Origin of the sequence: Commensalibacter melissae (assembly GCF_003691365.1) — a bacterium.
In the GTDB taxonomy this organism is placed as follows: Bacteria; Pseudomonadota; Alphaproteobacteria; order Acetobacterales; family Acetobacteraceae; genus Commensalibacter; species Commensalibacter melissae.
In genome coordinates this window covers 1,122,823-1,138,732 of the sequence record NZ_CP033087.1, presented here as the reverse complement: position 1 = coordinate 1,138,732, position 15,910 = coordinate 1,122,823, and the positions used below count along the sequence as shown (strand labels likewise).

10 protein-coding genes are annotated in these 15,910 nt (G+C 38.2%); 9 read left to right on the top strand and 1 reads right to left on the bottom strand.

Going from position 1 to position 15,910, the window contains the following annotated elements; translation table 11 throughout:
• Positions 1 to 40 precede the first annotated feature (40 nt).
• Together D9V35_RS05160 and D9V35_RS05155 are read left to right on the top strand one after the other, a co-directional pair.
• Positions 41 to 1,024: a tyrosine recombinase XerC gene (locus D9V35_RS05160; protein ID WP_122123651.1), complete on the top strand. Its 984-nt coding sequence runs from the start codon at positions 41 to 43 to the stop codon at positions 1,022 to 1,024.
• Positions 1,021 to 1,944 (top strand): retroviral-like aspartic protease family protein, encoded by a 924-nt coding sequence (locus tag D9V35_RS05155; RefSeq protein ID WP_122123650.1) that lies wholly within the window; start codon positions 1,021 to 1,023, stop codon positions 1,942 to 1,944. Before D9V35_RS05160 ends, D9V35_RS05155 begins: the two co-directional genes overlap by 4 nt.
• Here the strand turns inward: D9V35_RS05155 and D9V35_RS05150 are convergent, their stop codons facing one another.
• Entirely contained in the window at positions 1,945 to 3,312 is a 1,368-nt protein-coding gene (locus D9V35_RS05150) for an MFS transporter (RefSeq protein WP_122123649.1), read from the bottom strand. It lies immediately after the preceding gene.
• Between the two features lie 266 nt (positions 3,313 to 3,578).
• Between D9V35_RS05150 and D9V35_RS05145 the strand changes: the two genes are divergently transcribed.
• From D9V35_RS05145 to D9V35_RS05115, 7 genes are read left to right on the top strand one after another with little or no spacing between them, the layout of a single operon-like run.
• Positions 3,579 to 6,503, top strand: a complete 2,925-nt coding sequence (locus D9V35_RS05145; RefSeq protein WP_122123648.1) for a virulence factor SrfB — start codon at positions 3,579 to 3,581, stop codon at positions 6,501 to 6,503.
• A 16-nt stretch (positions 6,504 to 6,519) separates the two neighbouring features.
• Entirely contained in the window at positions 6,520 to 9,156 is a 2,637-nt protein-coding gene (locus tag D9V35_RS05140; RefSeq protein WP_122123647.1) for a virulence factor SrfC family protein, read from the top strand.
• Position 9,157: 1 nt separating this feature from the next.
• Positions 9,158 to 10,393: an SEL1-like repeat protein gene (locus tag D9V35_RS05135; protein ID WP_122123646.1), complete on the top strand. Its 1,236-nt coding sequence runs from the start codon at positions 9,158 to 9,160 to the stop codon at positions 10,391 to 10,393.
• Positions 10,390 to 12,342, top strand: a complete 1,953-nt coding sequence (locus D9V35_RS05130; protein WP_240993343.1) for a vWA domain-containing protein — start codon at positions 10,390 to 10,392, stop codon at positions 12,340 to 12,342. The genes D9V35_RS05135 and D9V35_RS05130 overlap by 4 nt, the downstream gene beginning before the upstream one ends.
• Positions 12,342 to 13,052, top strand: coding sequence for an ABC transporter ATP-binding protein (locus tag D9V35_RS05125; protein WP_110438070.1), 711 nt, complete (start codon positions 12,342 to 12,344; stop codon positions 13,050 to 13,052). Before D9V35_RS05130 ends, D9V35_RS05125 begins: the two co-directional genes overlap by 1 nt.
• The gene (locus tag D9V35_RS05120) at positions 13,045 to 14,271 is read left to right on the top strand and encodes an ABC transporter permease (RefSeq protein ID WP_110438069.1); all 1,227 of its coding nucleotides are present in this window, start codon (positions 13,045 to 13,047) and stop codon (positions 14,269 to 14,271) included. Before D9V35_RS05125 ends, D9V35_RS05120 begins: the two co-directional genes overlap by 8 nt.
• The gene (locus D9V35_RS05115; protein WP_158523850.1) at positions 14,268 to 15,842 is read left to right on the top strand and encodes a formylglycine-generating enzyme family protein; all 1,575 of its coding nucleotides are present in this window, start codon (positions 14,268 to 14,270) and stop codon (positions 15,840 to 15,842) included. The genes D9V35_RS05120 and D9V35_RS05115 overlap by 4 nt, the downstream gene beginning before the upstream one ends.
• Positions 15,843 to 15,910 lie beyond the last annotated feature (68 nt).

Here is a 15,910-nt window from a genome sequence, read left to right as displayed (position 1 = left end):
TATCATTTCAGTGACAGAATCGCGTTGAAAGGATCCAATCATGCTGGCAGAAGATTATTTAAAGCATTTCTTGAAATGGATGAGGGACAGTCAAAGAGCCTCATCTAATAGTATTATTGCCTATCAACAAGATTTAACCCTTTTTTTACAATTTTTTGCAAATTATAGGGGGAAAGAAATAACCGGGCATGATCTTGCCGATCTTTCATATAAGGATGTCAGGGCATGGATGGCGGATGAAAACAATAAAGCCCTTAAAAGTCATTATCTTGGTCAGGGTCGACATACGCAAGATGCCGCAATCCGTACACGTAAAAGGCGTTTATCCGCATTACGGTCATTTTATCGCTTTTTGGCAAGGTTTTATTATATTGAGAATAATATTGCTTCATTAATAAAGATTCCAAAGGTCAATCAACCTTTACCTCATCCATTGACGGAAAAAGAGGCTTCAGAGTTGACTAGGAATATTGCAATTGTTGATCAGTCGCCAATGACTCAAAATCGTGACATCGCTTTATTTACATTGTTGTATGGTTGTGGTTTGCGGTTGTCTGAAGCCTTATCCTTAAATTGGGGGGATCTCAGAAATGCAGACCTGACCCGTGAGGGTGCAACCCTAAGGATAACCGGTAAAGGAAACAAGGAACGACTTGTGCCGATTTTGTCCTATGTGGCTGAGGCATTAATAAAATGGGAAAAACATTACCCTTTTATGATAAAATCTCAATCACCAGTTTTTGTCGGTGTTAAAGGCAAAAGGTTAAATCCATCGATTGCCCAAAAAAATATGCGTGAATACAGACGCATTACGGGATTGTCAGAATTGGCAACACCTCATGCCCTACGTCACTCATTTGCCACCCATATTTTACAAAACGGAGGAGATTTAAGAACAATACAGATGTTGTTAGGACATGCAAGCCTGTCTACAACGCAGCGTTATACATTGATGGATGAATCTCATTTACTGGAAGTATGGAATAAAGCCCATCCCAAAGCAAATATAAACAGAAAAATATGAAAAAACTCATTCTGACATTTTATTTTTTTACAGGCTTATGGTCTTTTGATTCTGCCAAAGCCGAAAGGAATTTATGCAGTTATGAAAAAATTGCGCAAATTCCTCTCAGAAATATAGGAGGTTATATAATAGGGGATTTTCAAATTAATGGACAAATGGTTTCCCTGATTATTGACACAGGATCAGAAGGAAGTCTTATTTCTTTGGATGGAGCTTCAAGGTTGCATTTACCTGTGGATCCAGGCCAAAAAACAATAATACTGGGTTCAAAAGGGGGAAGTAAAACAGTACAAAATGTTTTTATCCGAAATATGCACATAGGAACGTACAATCTGGGCGCTTTATCTATACCAGTTGGTAATTTACCTCAATTTCCAAGAATTAAACCTGCCATTTCAGGATTGATCGGTGGAGATATATTATCAAATTTTGATGTTGAATTTTCATTAAAAACAGGAAAGCTGAATTTATGGGAGGTGAACAGCCATTCATTATTATGTATGGTACCACCTTTTTGGCAAGAAAAAGGTCATATTACTGATTTGGACAAAAAAGGTTTTCGTGTGTTTACAAAGGTAAGAATTGATCAGTTTCCCCTAGAAGCCCTAATTGACAGTGGTGCACGATCCCGAATAGTTGCCCTTCAAAAAGTAAAAGAAATGGGAATTCATGAAAATGAGCTGGCCACACGTCCGGGTGGACTGGCAAGCTCGATTGGTTCAAAAGAGGTTGTTTATCACTGGTATCAATTTAAGCGTTTCGAAATTGGTGGACAGGTTGAAATCAAACCTACATTGACCGTATCCCCATTGCATGATGAAGCAGATATGCTGATTGGTTCAGACTGGTTTGCACTAAATAAAATATGGATATCCTATAAACGTGAAAAATTGTATTTTATAAATAATAGGGAAGAATAATTATTTTCCTTTTGGCAAAAACCAAAAGATAAAAGAGCTGAAAAGTGTCGTTATACCCAACCAAAACCATGTAAAATGAAAATGCATTGCAGGAGCGGAATTGGGATGCAAAGATTGATCTACATTTAAAAGTATTGCAGAGACGGCAACACCAGAAGCCATGGAAAGTTGCATGACTGTGGATAATAGACCGCTTCCTGAAGGTTGTTTACGAAAAGATAGATCAATAACGGTAACTGTATTCATAGCTGTAAATTGAATGGAATTTATAAATCCAGTAATGAGCATGAGAACAACCAGTAATGTCCAGCTGGATGAACTTGTTACAGTTACATACGAAATATATGAAAAACTGAGCAATATAGTGTTGATAAACAGAAAACGTCGGTAACCGGTTTGTCTTATAATCTGATCGACGAAAGATTTTCCTACAAAAGAAGCAATGGCCAATGGTAACATTGCAAAACCACATTTTACGGGTGAAAGTCCCAATAGAATTTGTAACATCAATGGCAGCATGAACGGCACGGCGCCGCATCCGATACGTGCAACGATGTTACCGAAAATTCCAATTGTGAAGCTTCTTACTTTAAAAAGGTTGTGATGAAATAAGGGGTGTTTATGATTATAGGATTTTATCCAGTAAAATATCATTAAAAGAATGCCCAGAATAAGAATCAGGGTTGGAATTTTAAATTGTTTTGTTTCACTAAATAGACTGAGTGCATAGGTAAGAAAGGCTATTGAAATGGCAAATATTCCGTACCCTGTATAATCCATTTTAATTGATTTATCCTTGATATCGGGGAAAATTCGTAAGGCAAATATAATTCCAAGAATACCGAAGGGTATATTGATTAAAAATATTAGAGACCAATGAAAATAAGAAGTGATCATCCCCCCAACAATGGGACCGATCAAGGGACCAGTCAAAGCGGGAAGGGTTACCATACTTAATGCTTTTACCAGTTCGTCTTTGGAAAAGGTCTGGATAATTGCCAATCGACCGATCGGCAGCATAAGTGCTCCTCCAGAACCCTGAATAATCCTTGCGATTAACAATTCATTCAAGTTATGGGAAAGTCCGCATAAAAGAGAACCAGATGTAAAAATTGCCAGTGAAAGACAAAAAATTATGCGACATCCATGTTTTTGGCATAGATATCCCGTAAGGGGAATGAAAAGAGACCCAGCCACCATATAATAAATAATGATATTTTTTGTTTTGAATAAAGGTGTGTTAAAAAAATTGGATAAGTAGGGAATTATTGTATTGACGGCAGTTGAATCAAGTGCAGCCATGAAAAATGATATTGCTGCGACAATGGGTAAAAACCGTTTTTGATTGTTTTCAATCGGAATGTTCATGATTATTAATATACCTAGTTATTTAGGTACGGTATTTGATTTATATAGTCAAGATATGAAGCTCAATTAATATAGTGTTCAATCATACTCAGAATATTATTTATTTTTTAATTGGTTGAAATTTATATTTAAATAGATTTTCAAAATTATTTCATAAAAACTGGGTCGTTAAAACAATTCAATTATTTATTTTTTATTTTATAATAGCTGTTATAGTTTAATCTATCAATTTGTGTCCTAATATTTCTCAGGGGATTGAGAATCATATGTCTCGTATCATCACTTTAATTCCTGACAGTGGAATACAGTTTTGGTCTATTAAAATTCCTGTTGCGCAATTAAAAAATGTTCATTGCTGGTTTTGGGAAGAGCGTAATGGTGAATATGATGATGGTACACCACGTTATATCTTGCATTCCCTTAGGGAGGATCCCGAAACAGGTGTGTTGAGGGATGTTCAATCCGGTCAGGTTCCACCTGAAAATCAGATTTATGAGATTTCCTGGAAAGGGATGATGCAAATGTTTCTGCATCAATGGATACCCTTGCCTTTTTTTGCGCTCATATCGGGTGAAGAAACAGGTAATGAGCATTTTCGAAATGGACCGGCAAATTGGGTACGTGGATATCTTACACAGATAAGGGAGGATTTGTATCAATTTGATCTTGTCTTTGATACAAGTTTGCAAACACAGGATAATAATGAAATTTATAATGCACCCACTATAGAAGATAGCCAAAGACAGGACTGTTATAAATTCGTTTCTAATTTTACTGATGTGGCATGGTTTTTGAATGAAGGATGGGTTGGTGATTGGCTTTTGAAAATCAAACAGGAAAATGTTGTCAATAGTTCTTTATATGAAGAACGATATTGTTGGCATTATGCCGTCTATCAGGCATTCCTACAGATTTTAACCTCCTTGCAAACCTTACCATCAGTGCATTTGCTGGATGGTGGTAAGGGAATAACATCACAAGTCCCGGTTGAGGTAGACCTAATTCTGGATTTGGGAAATTCAAGGAGCTGTGGAATTTTAGTTGAGGATCATCCGGGACAGGATGTTAATTTTTCAAATAGCTATCCTTTGATTCTTAGAGATCTTTCACGTCCCAATCTTAAATATGACAAACCATTTCCAAGCTGTATAGAATTTGCTCGTGCAAATTTTGGAAGTGATCTTCTCTCTCGTCGTTCCGGAAGGGTGTCTGCCTTTTATTGGCCAAGTCCGGTCAGGGTAGGTTATGAGGCGGCACATTTGGCAGGGACAAGAATTGGAAATGAAGGTATAACCGGTATCACATCTCCTAAAAGATATATATGGGACACGCGTTTATCTTTGCAAAGCTGGCGTTACAATAGCCGTTCCATGGGTATTTCGGGCAGAATAATCGATCCTCCAGTTACGGGGGCATTTATGGCAATGATTTCACCGGATGGTCGTGTTTTGACTGAGGAGGAACGTTTAATAGGGGAGAATATCACTACACAACCAAATTTTTCACGGAGTTCATTATTTACCTTTATGCTTGTGGAAATTTTGTTTCAAGCAAGATTACAGATGAACTCACCTCAAAATCGTGAACAAAGACAAAATAAAACTTTAATGAGACATCTTCGGTCTGTAACATTGACATTACCTCCCGGTATGCCGGTAGCAGAACAGAAAATCTTACGTAATCGTGCGATTTCAGCCATTGATTTATATTGCGAAATGCTGGGTATATCTACAAATGAACGGCCAAAAATTCACACGCATCTTGATGAGGCAACAGCAACCCAAATCGTTTGGTTATATAACGAGATTACCGAACGTCTCGGTGGAAATTTGGATGAGTTCATGCAATTAAACGGTCATGTCGATAAAGATAGGGAAACTGATAACCGGATACCGAAAATTAGGATAGCAAGCTTGGATATTGGAGGTGGAACGACTGACTTGATGATAAGTTCCTATTCTGTGCCTGTGGGTGAGACAATTTGTCCACATCAGGAATTTAGGGAAAGCTTTAAAATAGCAGGGGATGATATTCTTGAACATATCATAACGCATATCATTTTACCCATAATGGAAAATTCCCTACGTAAAGCGGGCGTAATTGACACCCAGGCATTTTTTAGTTCCGCCATTGGACAGGACTGGGGAGGGCAATCAGAACAGGAGCGTCATTTAAGACAGCTTTTTGTCAATAATGTTTTGGAACCGGTTGCATTGGCAATATTGTCCCGTTATGAAAATTTAACTGATCGAACAATCGATATACTTGATGCATTCCATATTGGCGATGTTCTTGGTGAGGACAAGGAAAATATCGAGCGATCCCAAAATTACATTCAGACCCTTGCCAAAAAAGCAGGAGCAGAAAATTTTAAAATAACCGATTTGGAAATCATAGCCAAGGTGCAACAGGTTGAGGCCTCGATCACATATGTTATGGGTGATGTCATAGCGAAATTGTGCGAAGCAATTTGGACCTATGATTGTGATGTCTTGTTGATTTCAGGTAGACCTTCAAGATTACGCAGAATTGTTGATATGATTATGGCCGCCATGCCGGTTCCGGTTCACCGTATTATAGGTATGTACCATTATCGTGTTGGTGCATATTATTCTTTCCGTGATGCTCAGAACCGTATAAGTGATCCAAAAACCACCGTTGTAGTTGGTGCATCTTTATGTTTACAGGCGGAAGGGAAGTTACAGAATTTTGTATTACGATCACGTGATTTGCATATGTATTCCACTGTGCGTTTTATTGGTCGTTTGGAAAAAAATGGTCAGTTGAGGAATAAAAATGTTTGGCTTTCAAATATAGATTTACCCGAAAGGAAGCCTCAAGAAGATGTAGGTTTCAAGATTGATGATTTTGAAAATACCACCAAGATTGGTTTTCGTCAGCTTGGAATTGAAAGATGGCCAGCGTCGCCATTATATGTTTTGGAAATAAATAATTTCAATGCTCTGAATAAAGTTGCCCTGCCTTTGACGGTAACAATTAAGCGTCAGGATATCGATCAAGAAAAGGAAAATCTAAAAAATGATTATTCAGATCGCGAACAATTCAGGATTGTTGAAATAACAGATCGGAATGGCGAGCAATATTCCACCCGACTTTTGGTCCTGAGATTGCAAACCATGATGAATTCCGAAGGTTATTGGCGTGATACAGGTCGCTTTACCTTAGCCTAGAGAAAGATTATTTAATATGCCAAACGATATTCAAGAAATGACCAGGCATCTACAAAAAAGAACCGGGAATGTATTATGTTCTGCTGATATGGCTTTACACTGGTTTGAAGATAATCCAAAAGCCATTAGGGGAGATGGGGATGCAGTCAAATATACCCTTAGGCGATTTCGTCGGCAGGCCAGACAACTTGACAATGCAGCTTACCAGCCACCTGCCGTGGCGGTTTTTGGAGCGTCTCAGGCAGGTAAATCCTATCTTGTTTCAAGTTTGGCGACAAAACCCGGACAGGCATTGATAGCGTATTATCAAAAAGAAAATCTTAATTTCTTAACGGATATGAATCCACAAGGTGGTAATGAATCAACGGGGCTTGTATCTCGTTTTACGACGCGGAAAATTGACGTTATTGATGAAAATATGCCCGTTCCATTACGATTGTTGTCAGCGGTTGATGTCATAAAAATATTGACCAATACATCAATTGAGGATTTTAAGACAAAAGATGCCGAAATTGACGATCAGTCACTACAGAATTTGTTTCAGTCAATGAAACCTTTTATGCAAGACAAGATCATTAATTCAATTATAGATATTGATGATATAGAGGTTCTATATGAATATTTAAAAAAACAATATCCCGACCATCATAGATTTGAAAAATTAAGAGAAATTTACTGGCAGCAACTGAGGGAAACCGTTCCGTATATTCCAGCTCATGAATCGGCTGTCTTGTTTTCACCATTATGGAACAATCTGGGGCAATTTACCAATTTAGGAAGAAATTTATTTACAGTTTTAGGAAATTTGGGAAAAACGGAAAATGTCTATTGCTCTACAGAAGCACTGAAGCCAAGAGAAAAAAGTATATTGAATGTTGAAACCCTATTCACGCTTGGAATGAATTCCCAAGATAAAGTTACCGTTTTGACTTCAAAAGGGGAAAGACAATCAATTGACCGTTCAATTGTAACGGCATTGACGGCAGAATTAACCGTTCCAATAGGAAGTGATGCTCCATGGGCATTTCTCAAGGAAACGGATTTGCTTGATTTTCCTGGCGCAAGATCAAGAGAAATGATTTACGATCCACAAGCGTTTCTCCAGGCACCAGAAGCTTTGGGACGTTTATTTCTTCGGGGAAAGGTGGCCTATCTTTTTCAACGCTATGAAGCCGAACGTGAAATTTCGGCAATGTTATTGTGTATTGGTGATTCCATACAGAATGTTTCAACCCTGCCAGGTATGATTGATGGATGGGTAAGAAACAGTATCGGTACGACGGAAGAAGAACGTAATAGACAAAGAGATAATTTGTTTGTTGTTTTAACAAAATTTGATCGGGAGTTTGAACAAAAAGCAGGAGAATCTCCTTCATCAAGCACAAGATGGACAGCCAGAATTAATGCAAGTCTAATTGACTTTTTTAAAACGTGCAGTTGGATTGAGAATTGGAGAGATAATCATCCTTTCAATAATCTTTACTGGTTACGTAGTCCCTCTATAAGTTTCCCAGCTGTTATGGATTACACGGTCGTTAACGGACATAAGGAAGAAGCTGGAATTGCTGAACGGGCAAAAAATTTAGTTGAAACGATGAAACAGGCTTATTTGAGTAATCCTGAAATCAAGCGTTATGTGGCTGATCCTGAAAAGGCATGGAATGCTGTTTTGCAGCCAAATGATGGAGGTATCACCTATCTTGCCGGTGCATTGGGAAAAGTATGTGACGCACGGTTAAAAGTTGAACAGATTAATGGACAGATCGAACATCTTGCTGTTAACCTGGCACGTTTCATTTCTCCTTATTATCATAGTGGCAATACGGAAGAAGCTATCAAAAAGGCTTCATCGGAGGCTAAATCAATAGCTCTATCATTGATGCAATCCGTCAAATCACAAATGTTTGGATCTTTGTTACGGTCACTCCAGGTTAGGCGAGAGGATATGATGGAAGCATGGCATAGTATGGAAATGCAGCTTTCCAACCAGAGATTGTTGATCGGTCGAACAAGTGATGTAGACGATCTTTTTCAGGATATGTTTCCAGATGCCGATTTATCGGATCAAAAACAGGAAAAAGAAGTGGATACGGGACAGGCAAAAGATCGTCATGAACAATATGCCGATTTAGTATTGTCCAAATGGAATCATATTATGGATGATTTTTCTCGTAATGATCAGGTTGAACAGCATTTTTATATTTCAACAGAACAATTAACCGCATTAACGGCAGAGATATCCTTGCTTGCAAGACGGTTAAATCTCAGGGATAGGCTTGCTGAACAATTAAGACGCAATGCGGCGCTTTTCACCAGTGGTTCATTAAAGGGTGAAACACAGGTTTTGTTGGCAGAAATGGAAATTGGTAATTTTGTTTATTATTTGGGTTATCATTCCGTACCATTATCTGAAAGACCCATGACAAGAGGATTAAAGGGTGAGCATCATGTATTCGAACCAAGAGAGGCACCCAATGATATATTGATTTTACCTGAACATCCCGTTCCATATCACGAACGTTTTGTTCGAGATTGGATTTCAGCCATGGTACAGCGATTTGAAGAAAATGCTGGCGCTTCCAGTCTTGATGGAATTGATCCAGCTGCAAATGAAGCCCTAGGGCGTATCATAACCGTATTAAAAGGTTTATAAAATGAATTCGGTATTAAAAATTTCAGCATCAGGACCAGGTGAAGCCGCTATTACCGTAATAAGTAAGGCAGATTTGAAGGGGCAGAATTTTAATATTACGTTTCCACAATTTCCCTCAATTCCTGTTCAAAAGGTTATACGTCAGGAACAACAAGGAAATGATCTAGTTTTATTTATTGAAGCTGACCGTTTATGTGATTTACTGGAGGCGGGGAGCCCATGCCAGATCAAGGTTCCGGAACTGGATCTTGTCCAAACCGTAATCTGGCCTCCCATTATCGGCAAACGAAGTGTTTCCAGAAAAGTTGTTGAAAATAAAAAAATAGATGATGTCAGCAGTCCCGGGAAAGAGAAAAAAAATTTAGAAATAGTTAATAAAATAAATAAACAACAAGAAGAACCCACTGTTTCCCTAGATCAATCGGGAGCTGAACCGGATATAGAAACTGTTGTAATGGATACTGAAAATAATCGAGTTAATCAGAATGAAAACAAACCTGACTTACCGGTTATAAATCCAGAGATACAAAAGAAACGCCCCATTTTTCCACAAAAAGAGGATTTATTGAATAGTGAAAATCTGCATGGAGAATCAAACAAGACCAGAAGCAAACTACCCTGGATAATTTTAGGATCAGGTTTGGGTCTTTTGTCGTTATTCAGCATTGGAACAGGAATTTATATAAAAAAACATCATGTTCCCAATAAAAATCCTTCTGTTAAGGAAAAAACTCTAGAAAACAAACCAGTAATAAAACAGAGTAATGATAAAAAGAATAATGATGATGGAAAACAATCTGAAAATTCCCAGAAGCAATCTTTTCCTGAATCAACCAAATCCAATTCCCAAAACAAGGCGGAAAATTTGGAAGTAATGCCATTACAGGATGTTCTTAGCAAAGCACCCAGCACATTGGCTATTACTAAAGAGGGGGAAAGGCGGTTAGAAAATAAGCAGGCTGATGATGGAATTTTGTTACTGGAAAATGCAGCATCCAAGGGGGAAAGTGAAGCAATGGTCAAGTTGGGTTTACTTTACAGTCCTGTAAACTTCAAGGTGGATGGTCCCATTCCCAGTCCTGATATGCGTGAAGCGGCACGATATTTCCGGATGGCTGCCCAAAAAGGCTCTCGAGAAGTTGTTGCCCCACGTCAGGCATTGTACGACTGGTTAAGTAAAAAAGCTGAAACTGGGAATGAAATGGCTCGTCTTACGTTAAAGGATTTTTGGCAGTGAGAAAAATTCTGAATAAATCATTAATTCTTTCGCTATTGTATTTTTCAGCAATAGAAAGTTCCTCAGTTATTTTTGCTGATCCTGCTGTTTCCCCATCCTCCACACCATTGCTTATGGAAGGAAAACATAATCTTTATCAAAAAATCATAACTAGACCTGGTGTTGTCTTATCAGATTCACCCTCAAATCAGAATGCGAAACCGATTGAGGGCTTCAAGGTTTTTTATGTTTATAAACGTCAGAAAGACACACAGGGAAATGAAGATTGGTTGCAGGTTGGAAGCGATACCCAGGGTCATATTGTAGGCTGGGTGCCAGCTGATAAAGTAATTAACTGGGCGCATACAATGGTTGGTGCCTTTACCAATCCGGCTGGACGCGAGCGTTCATTATTCATGAAAAATGAGCAGGATGAAAAACAGATACTGCTGGATCAATCTGGTGGGGATAAAGCCAAGGAATTAGCAAAAAATGCACTGGCCGGTAATCCTGGTCCGGTGATAGCCATGGAACCTGATACATATGTAGATATCACTCATAATTTCTATTTGTTGCCAATTCTTGATGCCCAGCAGATAGATCGTCCAAGTGGCCCTCCATTACGTTTGCTTCATGTCGTTTCCGCTCCGTCACAAAAAAGCAAACTTGATGCATCGCCAGCGAATTTGAGGAATTTCAAGGCCAGTTTGGTGTTTGTTATGGATACGACTGTAAGTATGGAACCCTATATTGAACAAACTCAGGCAGCGGTTAAATCATTGATTAATTCAATAAAAAATACAGCGGTTAAAAATAATTTTCGTTTTGGATTGGTTGCCTTTCGGGACAGTTTAAAAGATAATCCGTCACTGGAATATGAAACAAAGGTTTTTGCAAGACCCGATTTCAAGCAACCTGTGGATAATGTTAACAATGCCATAGCTTCAGTTCATGATGCAAAAGTTTCGTCAAAGTCTTTTGACGAGGATGCTATCGCTGGAATTAAAACCGCACTTGATGAAATTGACTGGAATCAATCAGCTGGTAAATATATTATTCTGGTGACGGATGCAGGTGCAAGGGAGGCAAATGATCCTCACAGTATAACTAAACTGGGAATTGAAGAAATCAAACAGCTTGCTGAATCAAAAGGAGTTGCTGTATTTGTTGTTCATTTATTAACGCCTGCAGGTCAGAAAATCAATAATCATACCAAGGCTGCAAGCCAATATAGAAAGCTAAGCCAGTTTGGTACGGCTGGATCCTTATATTTTCCTGTTAGGGGGGGGACACCAGAGGCTTTTTCAGAAGTGATTCAGACCCTCACAATGGCATTATTGCAACAGGTGGCGGATACAACTGGTAGACCTATAGCAGGATTGAATCCGTCAAAGAAAAATGCTCAATCTAAAAAAGCAGAGGATCAAATCAAAGTTGTCAGCCAGGCTATGCGTCTTGCCTATATGGGTAAGGAGGAAAATACTTCCGTTCCTGATGTGATTTCGAGTTATACAACAGATCGGGATTTGACTAATCCAGTTAAAAAGGCCATTGAAGTACGTGTTCTCTTAACCAAAAACCAGTTGTCAGATTTAGCCCAATCCTTACAGATCATCTTGAAAACAGGATTAGCGGGAAGAACCGAACCACAGACATTTTTTACCCAACTTCGTTCAGCCTTTGCAACAGCAGCCCGTGATCCGCAAAAAATTTCCCAATCTAAAAATATTGGCGGATTACTGGGAGAATATTTGCAAGGTTTACCTTATAAGTCGGATATCATGAACATTTCGGAACAGGATTGGCTGGCAATGGGAGCAATTGCGCAAAGAACAGTTCTGAATAATGTTGAAAGCCGTTTACGACTTTATCAGGAATATGAGTCTCATCCTGATCTTTGGGTACAGTTAACTGGAAGCAAAGATCCTGGTGAAGCGGTTTATCCTGTTCCCTTGGAAGCCTTACCTTGATGAGAGAATTTTCGGGAAATCCCTTTATTTTTCTTGATAATGTTGCATATGAATTTTCTGACGGAATCAAAATCAATATTGATCATGCAGAAATTAAACATGGTGATCGTATACTCATTTCCGGTCCTTCAGGATGTGGTAAAAGTACGATATTGGGAATGTTATCCTTATCCTTGAAACCGACAAAAGGACGTAATTTCTATTTTGAACAAAATGATATTTTAAAATTATGGAATAATTACAGACGGGATCAATTGGCTCATTTAAGGTCAGCATATTCTGGTTTTGTTCCGCAAACAGCGGGCCTAATTCCTTTTATCACTGTAAAGGAAAATATAACTCTACCCTTATCGATTATTGGAAAAAAGAATAAAGTCTGGTTTGATCAGTTGATTACCTTTCTTGAAATTGGACCAATTTTATCTAAAAAACCATGTCAGGTATCTGTTGGCCAGCGTCAAAGAGTGGCTGTTGCAAGAGCATTAATCAATAGACCCATGATTGTTTTAGCGGATGAACCCACGGCTTCTGTTCATCCCACTCTAGCCGACGAAATTTTACATTTATTGGTTGAGACAGTAACGGAGGCTGGATCCGTTTTAATCATGACCTCACATGATGTTAAACGGGCGTTACAATATGGTCTAAAGGAGATGGCGTGTTATATTGACAATGAAACGAAAATAACTCGGTTACGGATCCATGCATAAAAATCTGCATTTATTTTTATCCGCTAAACTTGCCTGGAAAGACTTGAAAAATGAACCAATTTTATCATTATGCCATATTCTGGGCATTGTCGCAGTTTTGGCCCCTTTAATTGTCATTGCCGGATTAAGAAGTGGTGTATTAACCAGTATTAGGCAATCATTGCTTGAAGATCCTCATGTCAGGGAAATAGTCACAATATCCAATCGTAGTTTTTCCCTTGGTGATATAAAGAACATTAATTCAAATAACGATATTGCATTTATCATGCCTCGAACCCGTACATTGGCAGCAAGTTTGTTTATGGAAAATATGGCTGACAAGAATAATGGTGATGGCAGGCATATCATGTTAGTACCTTCAGCCAAAGGTGACCCCTTGTTAGGTAATATTTCTGCTTTTATACAAGAAAATGATGAAATTTTTTTATCAGCCTCAGCGGCCAGCTATTTGCATATTCATGATGGAGATCAAGTAAATGCCATTCTTGAAAGAATATATCATAATACTAAACAGCAAGTAAATTTTCCTTTGAAAGTCGTATCTGTATTGCCACCCTCCGTTACAGATAAGGATTGCGCCTTTGTATCCTTGTCATTGGCTGTTGCCGTGGAAACCTATCAGGATGGTATTGAAAACTGGCCCGTTCAAGTTAATAATTTCAAAATACCGCCAAATATCGTGTATTCTGGTTTCCGGTTATATGCCAAAAATTTGACTGATGTGCCAAAATTAGACAGGAATCTACGTAATAACAATATAGATATCATATCAAGAGCAGGAGATGTTTCTGGATTATTATCGTTAACAAAACGCTTGCAATATCTTTTCATCTTAATTGCGTCATTGGGAGGGGGCGGTTTATGTATTTCATTGGGATCTGGCCTTTGGGCAAATACCGAACGTAAACACAGATCTCTGGCTTTATTGCGCTATTCTGGGTTTTGTTCATTGGATTTAATTTTTTTTCCACTTTTTCAATCTTTTATTCTTGCATTTTGCGGTCTGGCGATTTCGTTTGTTGCCGCGATAGGAGCAGGAGAACTGATCAATCATTTATTTAAAAATATTCTACCACAAAATCATGTTTTATTTTTGTTGAATAAGGAATTGATTTTGGCAACTATCTGTTTAACCTTTGGGGCAAGTTTCATAATCAGTTTTTTATCGGGAAAGAGAGCAGCCAAAATACAGCCATGGGAAGGGGTAATTGCTTTATGAAACAAATTGTTTTGATTATTGGACTTGGTATTGGATTTTTTCCTACTATTTCAAAAGCAATAAACGCATCATGGCCAAGTAAATTTATAGATATCCATCCAATGAAGGATGATTTTGCCTTGCCATTGCCTTGTGGAGGTAAAATGGTTTTTCGTAAGGTTGAAGTGCCGACAGAAGGTGGAGTTTTGGATGATTTACCAATTCAGATAGGGCAATCTGAAACTCAGCAAGGTTATAGCGATTATATAAGGCAAGCGCAGCTTGCAGCACCTTTTTCGAGCGGGGTGAATGGAAGTAATTTCTATTATATTGGGAAATATGACGTTACAAGAAATCAATATGATGCCATTCTAGATCAGGATTCATGCAAACAACCCGATCAGTCAGGACAGAAAGCAGTCAATAATATTTCATGGTTTGAGGCTGAAAATTTTGCGGAAAAATGGTCTGTTTGGCTATTGCAACATGCTAAAAATTCATTGCCAAAACGTGGTAATAAATATGGTTATATCCGTTTACCTACAGAAGCGGAATGGTATTATGCTGCTCAGGGAGGCAACAAGGTTAGCGAAACGGATTTTCTTGCACCAACATGGCCAATGCCAGAAGGAATTGAAGAATATGTTATGACTGGTTCGGAACTGGCAAATGGTCAGGTTCAAACGGTAGGTAGCATGAAACCAAATCCTTTGGGGTTATATGATATGTTGGGAGAAGTGGGGCAGATGATGCAGGATTATTATCATTTGAATCGTGTGGGACGTCAGCATGGATTAACAGGTGGAATAATAGTAAAAGGTGGAAATTATACATTTAATCCATCGGATCTCAATACGGCATTACGTGAGGAAATCCCTTTATATGACCAAAATACCAATCAACCGACACATCTCGCAACCATGGGTTTTAGAGTTGTTATTTCCGCACCTACATTGGGTAGCCTGCAAGAAACCAATCAGGCTTCATCAGAGTTTGATCAATTATTGCAAAAATCTCAAAAAGTGACAGCCAATACGCATCAGCTGATTGATAAGCTTAAGAAACAGACAACAGAAGCATCCTTAAAGGCCGGGCTTGAACAGATATCAACACAACTGGATCAGGATGCCAGAGCTCGTAATGATTTCTTGGCGGCAACCATGCGTGCCCAAATTGAAGCGGCATCCGCTTTGGCATTAAATATTTGGGAAAATCAACATACAATATTGATTTTGGAAAAGGAATTATCGCTTTTGAATATGTTGAGCCAAAAACAAAAAAACGATATAAAATCAAACATTATCAATCATAAACAAATCTTAAATAATTCAATTGACGGGTATTTGGAAACTATCCGTAAAATAGCAGATTCATCATCGATTATTGATAGAAAAAAACAATTTACCATGATTGAAACAGCATATAAAGCTAGAAAACTCAATAATCTGGCATTTTTTGCCAATCGAATACAGGTATTGCTCTCTTTACCAAAAAGTAAGTGGACAAATGTATATGTCCTGCAAGATATGAAAAATATTCAGTCAAATCAGGCAAGAGATTCTGTAAACATCAATAATAAAAACAATAATTGAAGTCCGTAAACTTAGTGTTACAGACCTCGAAAGAGAATCATGAGACAATACAGATTTGATCTCTTAGT

Excerpts from the sequence above, each read along its gene's own strand:
- D9V35_RS05150 (WP_122123649.1), bottom strand. The coding sequence starts at position 3,312 with ATGAACATTCCGATTGAAAACAATCAAAAACGGTTTTTACCCATTGTC.
- D9V35_RS05125 (WP_110438070.1), top strand. The coding sequence starts at position 12,342 with ATGAGAGAATTTTCGGGAAATCCCTTTATTTTTCTTGATAATGTTGCA.
- D9V35_RS05155 (WP_122123650.1), top strand. The coding sequence starts at position 1,021 with ATGAAAAAACTCATTCTGACATTTTATTTTTTTACAGGCTTATGGTCT.
- D9V35_RS05160 (WP_122123651.1), top strand. The coding sequence starts at position 41 with ATGCTGGCAGAAGATTATTTAAAGCATTTCTTGAAATGGATGAGGGAC.
- D9V35_RS05140 (WP_122123647.1), top strand. The coding sequence starts at position 6,520 with ATGCCAAACGATATTCAAGAAATGACCAGGCATCTACAAAAAAGAACC.
- D9V35_RS05145 (WP_122123648.1), top strand. The coding sequence starts at position 3,579 with ATGTCTCGTATCATCACTTTAATTCCTGACAGTGGAATACAGTTTTGG.
- D9V35_RS05135 (WP_122123646.1), top strand. The coding sequence starts at position 9,158 with ATGAATTCGGTATTAAAAATTTCAGCATCAGGACCAGGTGAAGCCGCT.
- D9V35_RS05120 (WP_110438069.1), top strand. The coding sequence starts at position 13,045 with ATGCATAAAAATCTGCATTTATTTTTATCCGCTAAACTTGCCTGGAAA.
- D9V35_RS05115 (WP_158523850.1), top strand. The coding sequence starts at position 14,268 with ATGAAACAAATTGTTTTGATTATTGGACTTGGTATTGGATTTTTTCCT.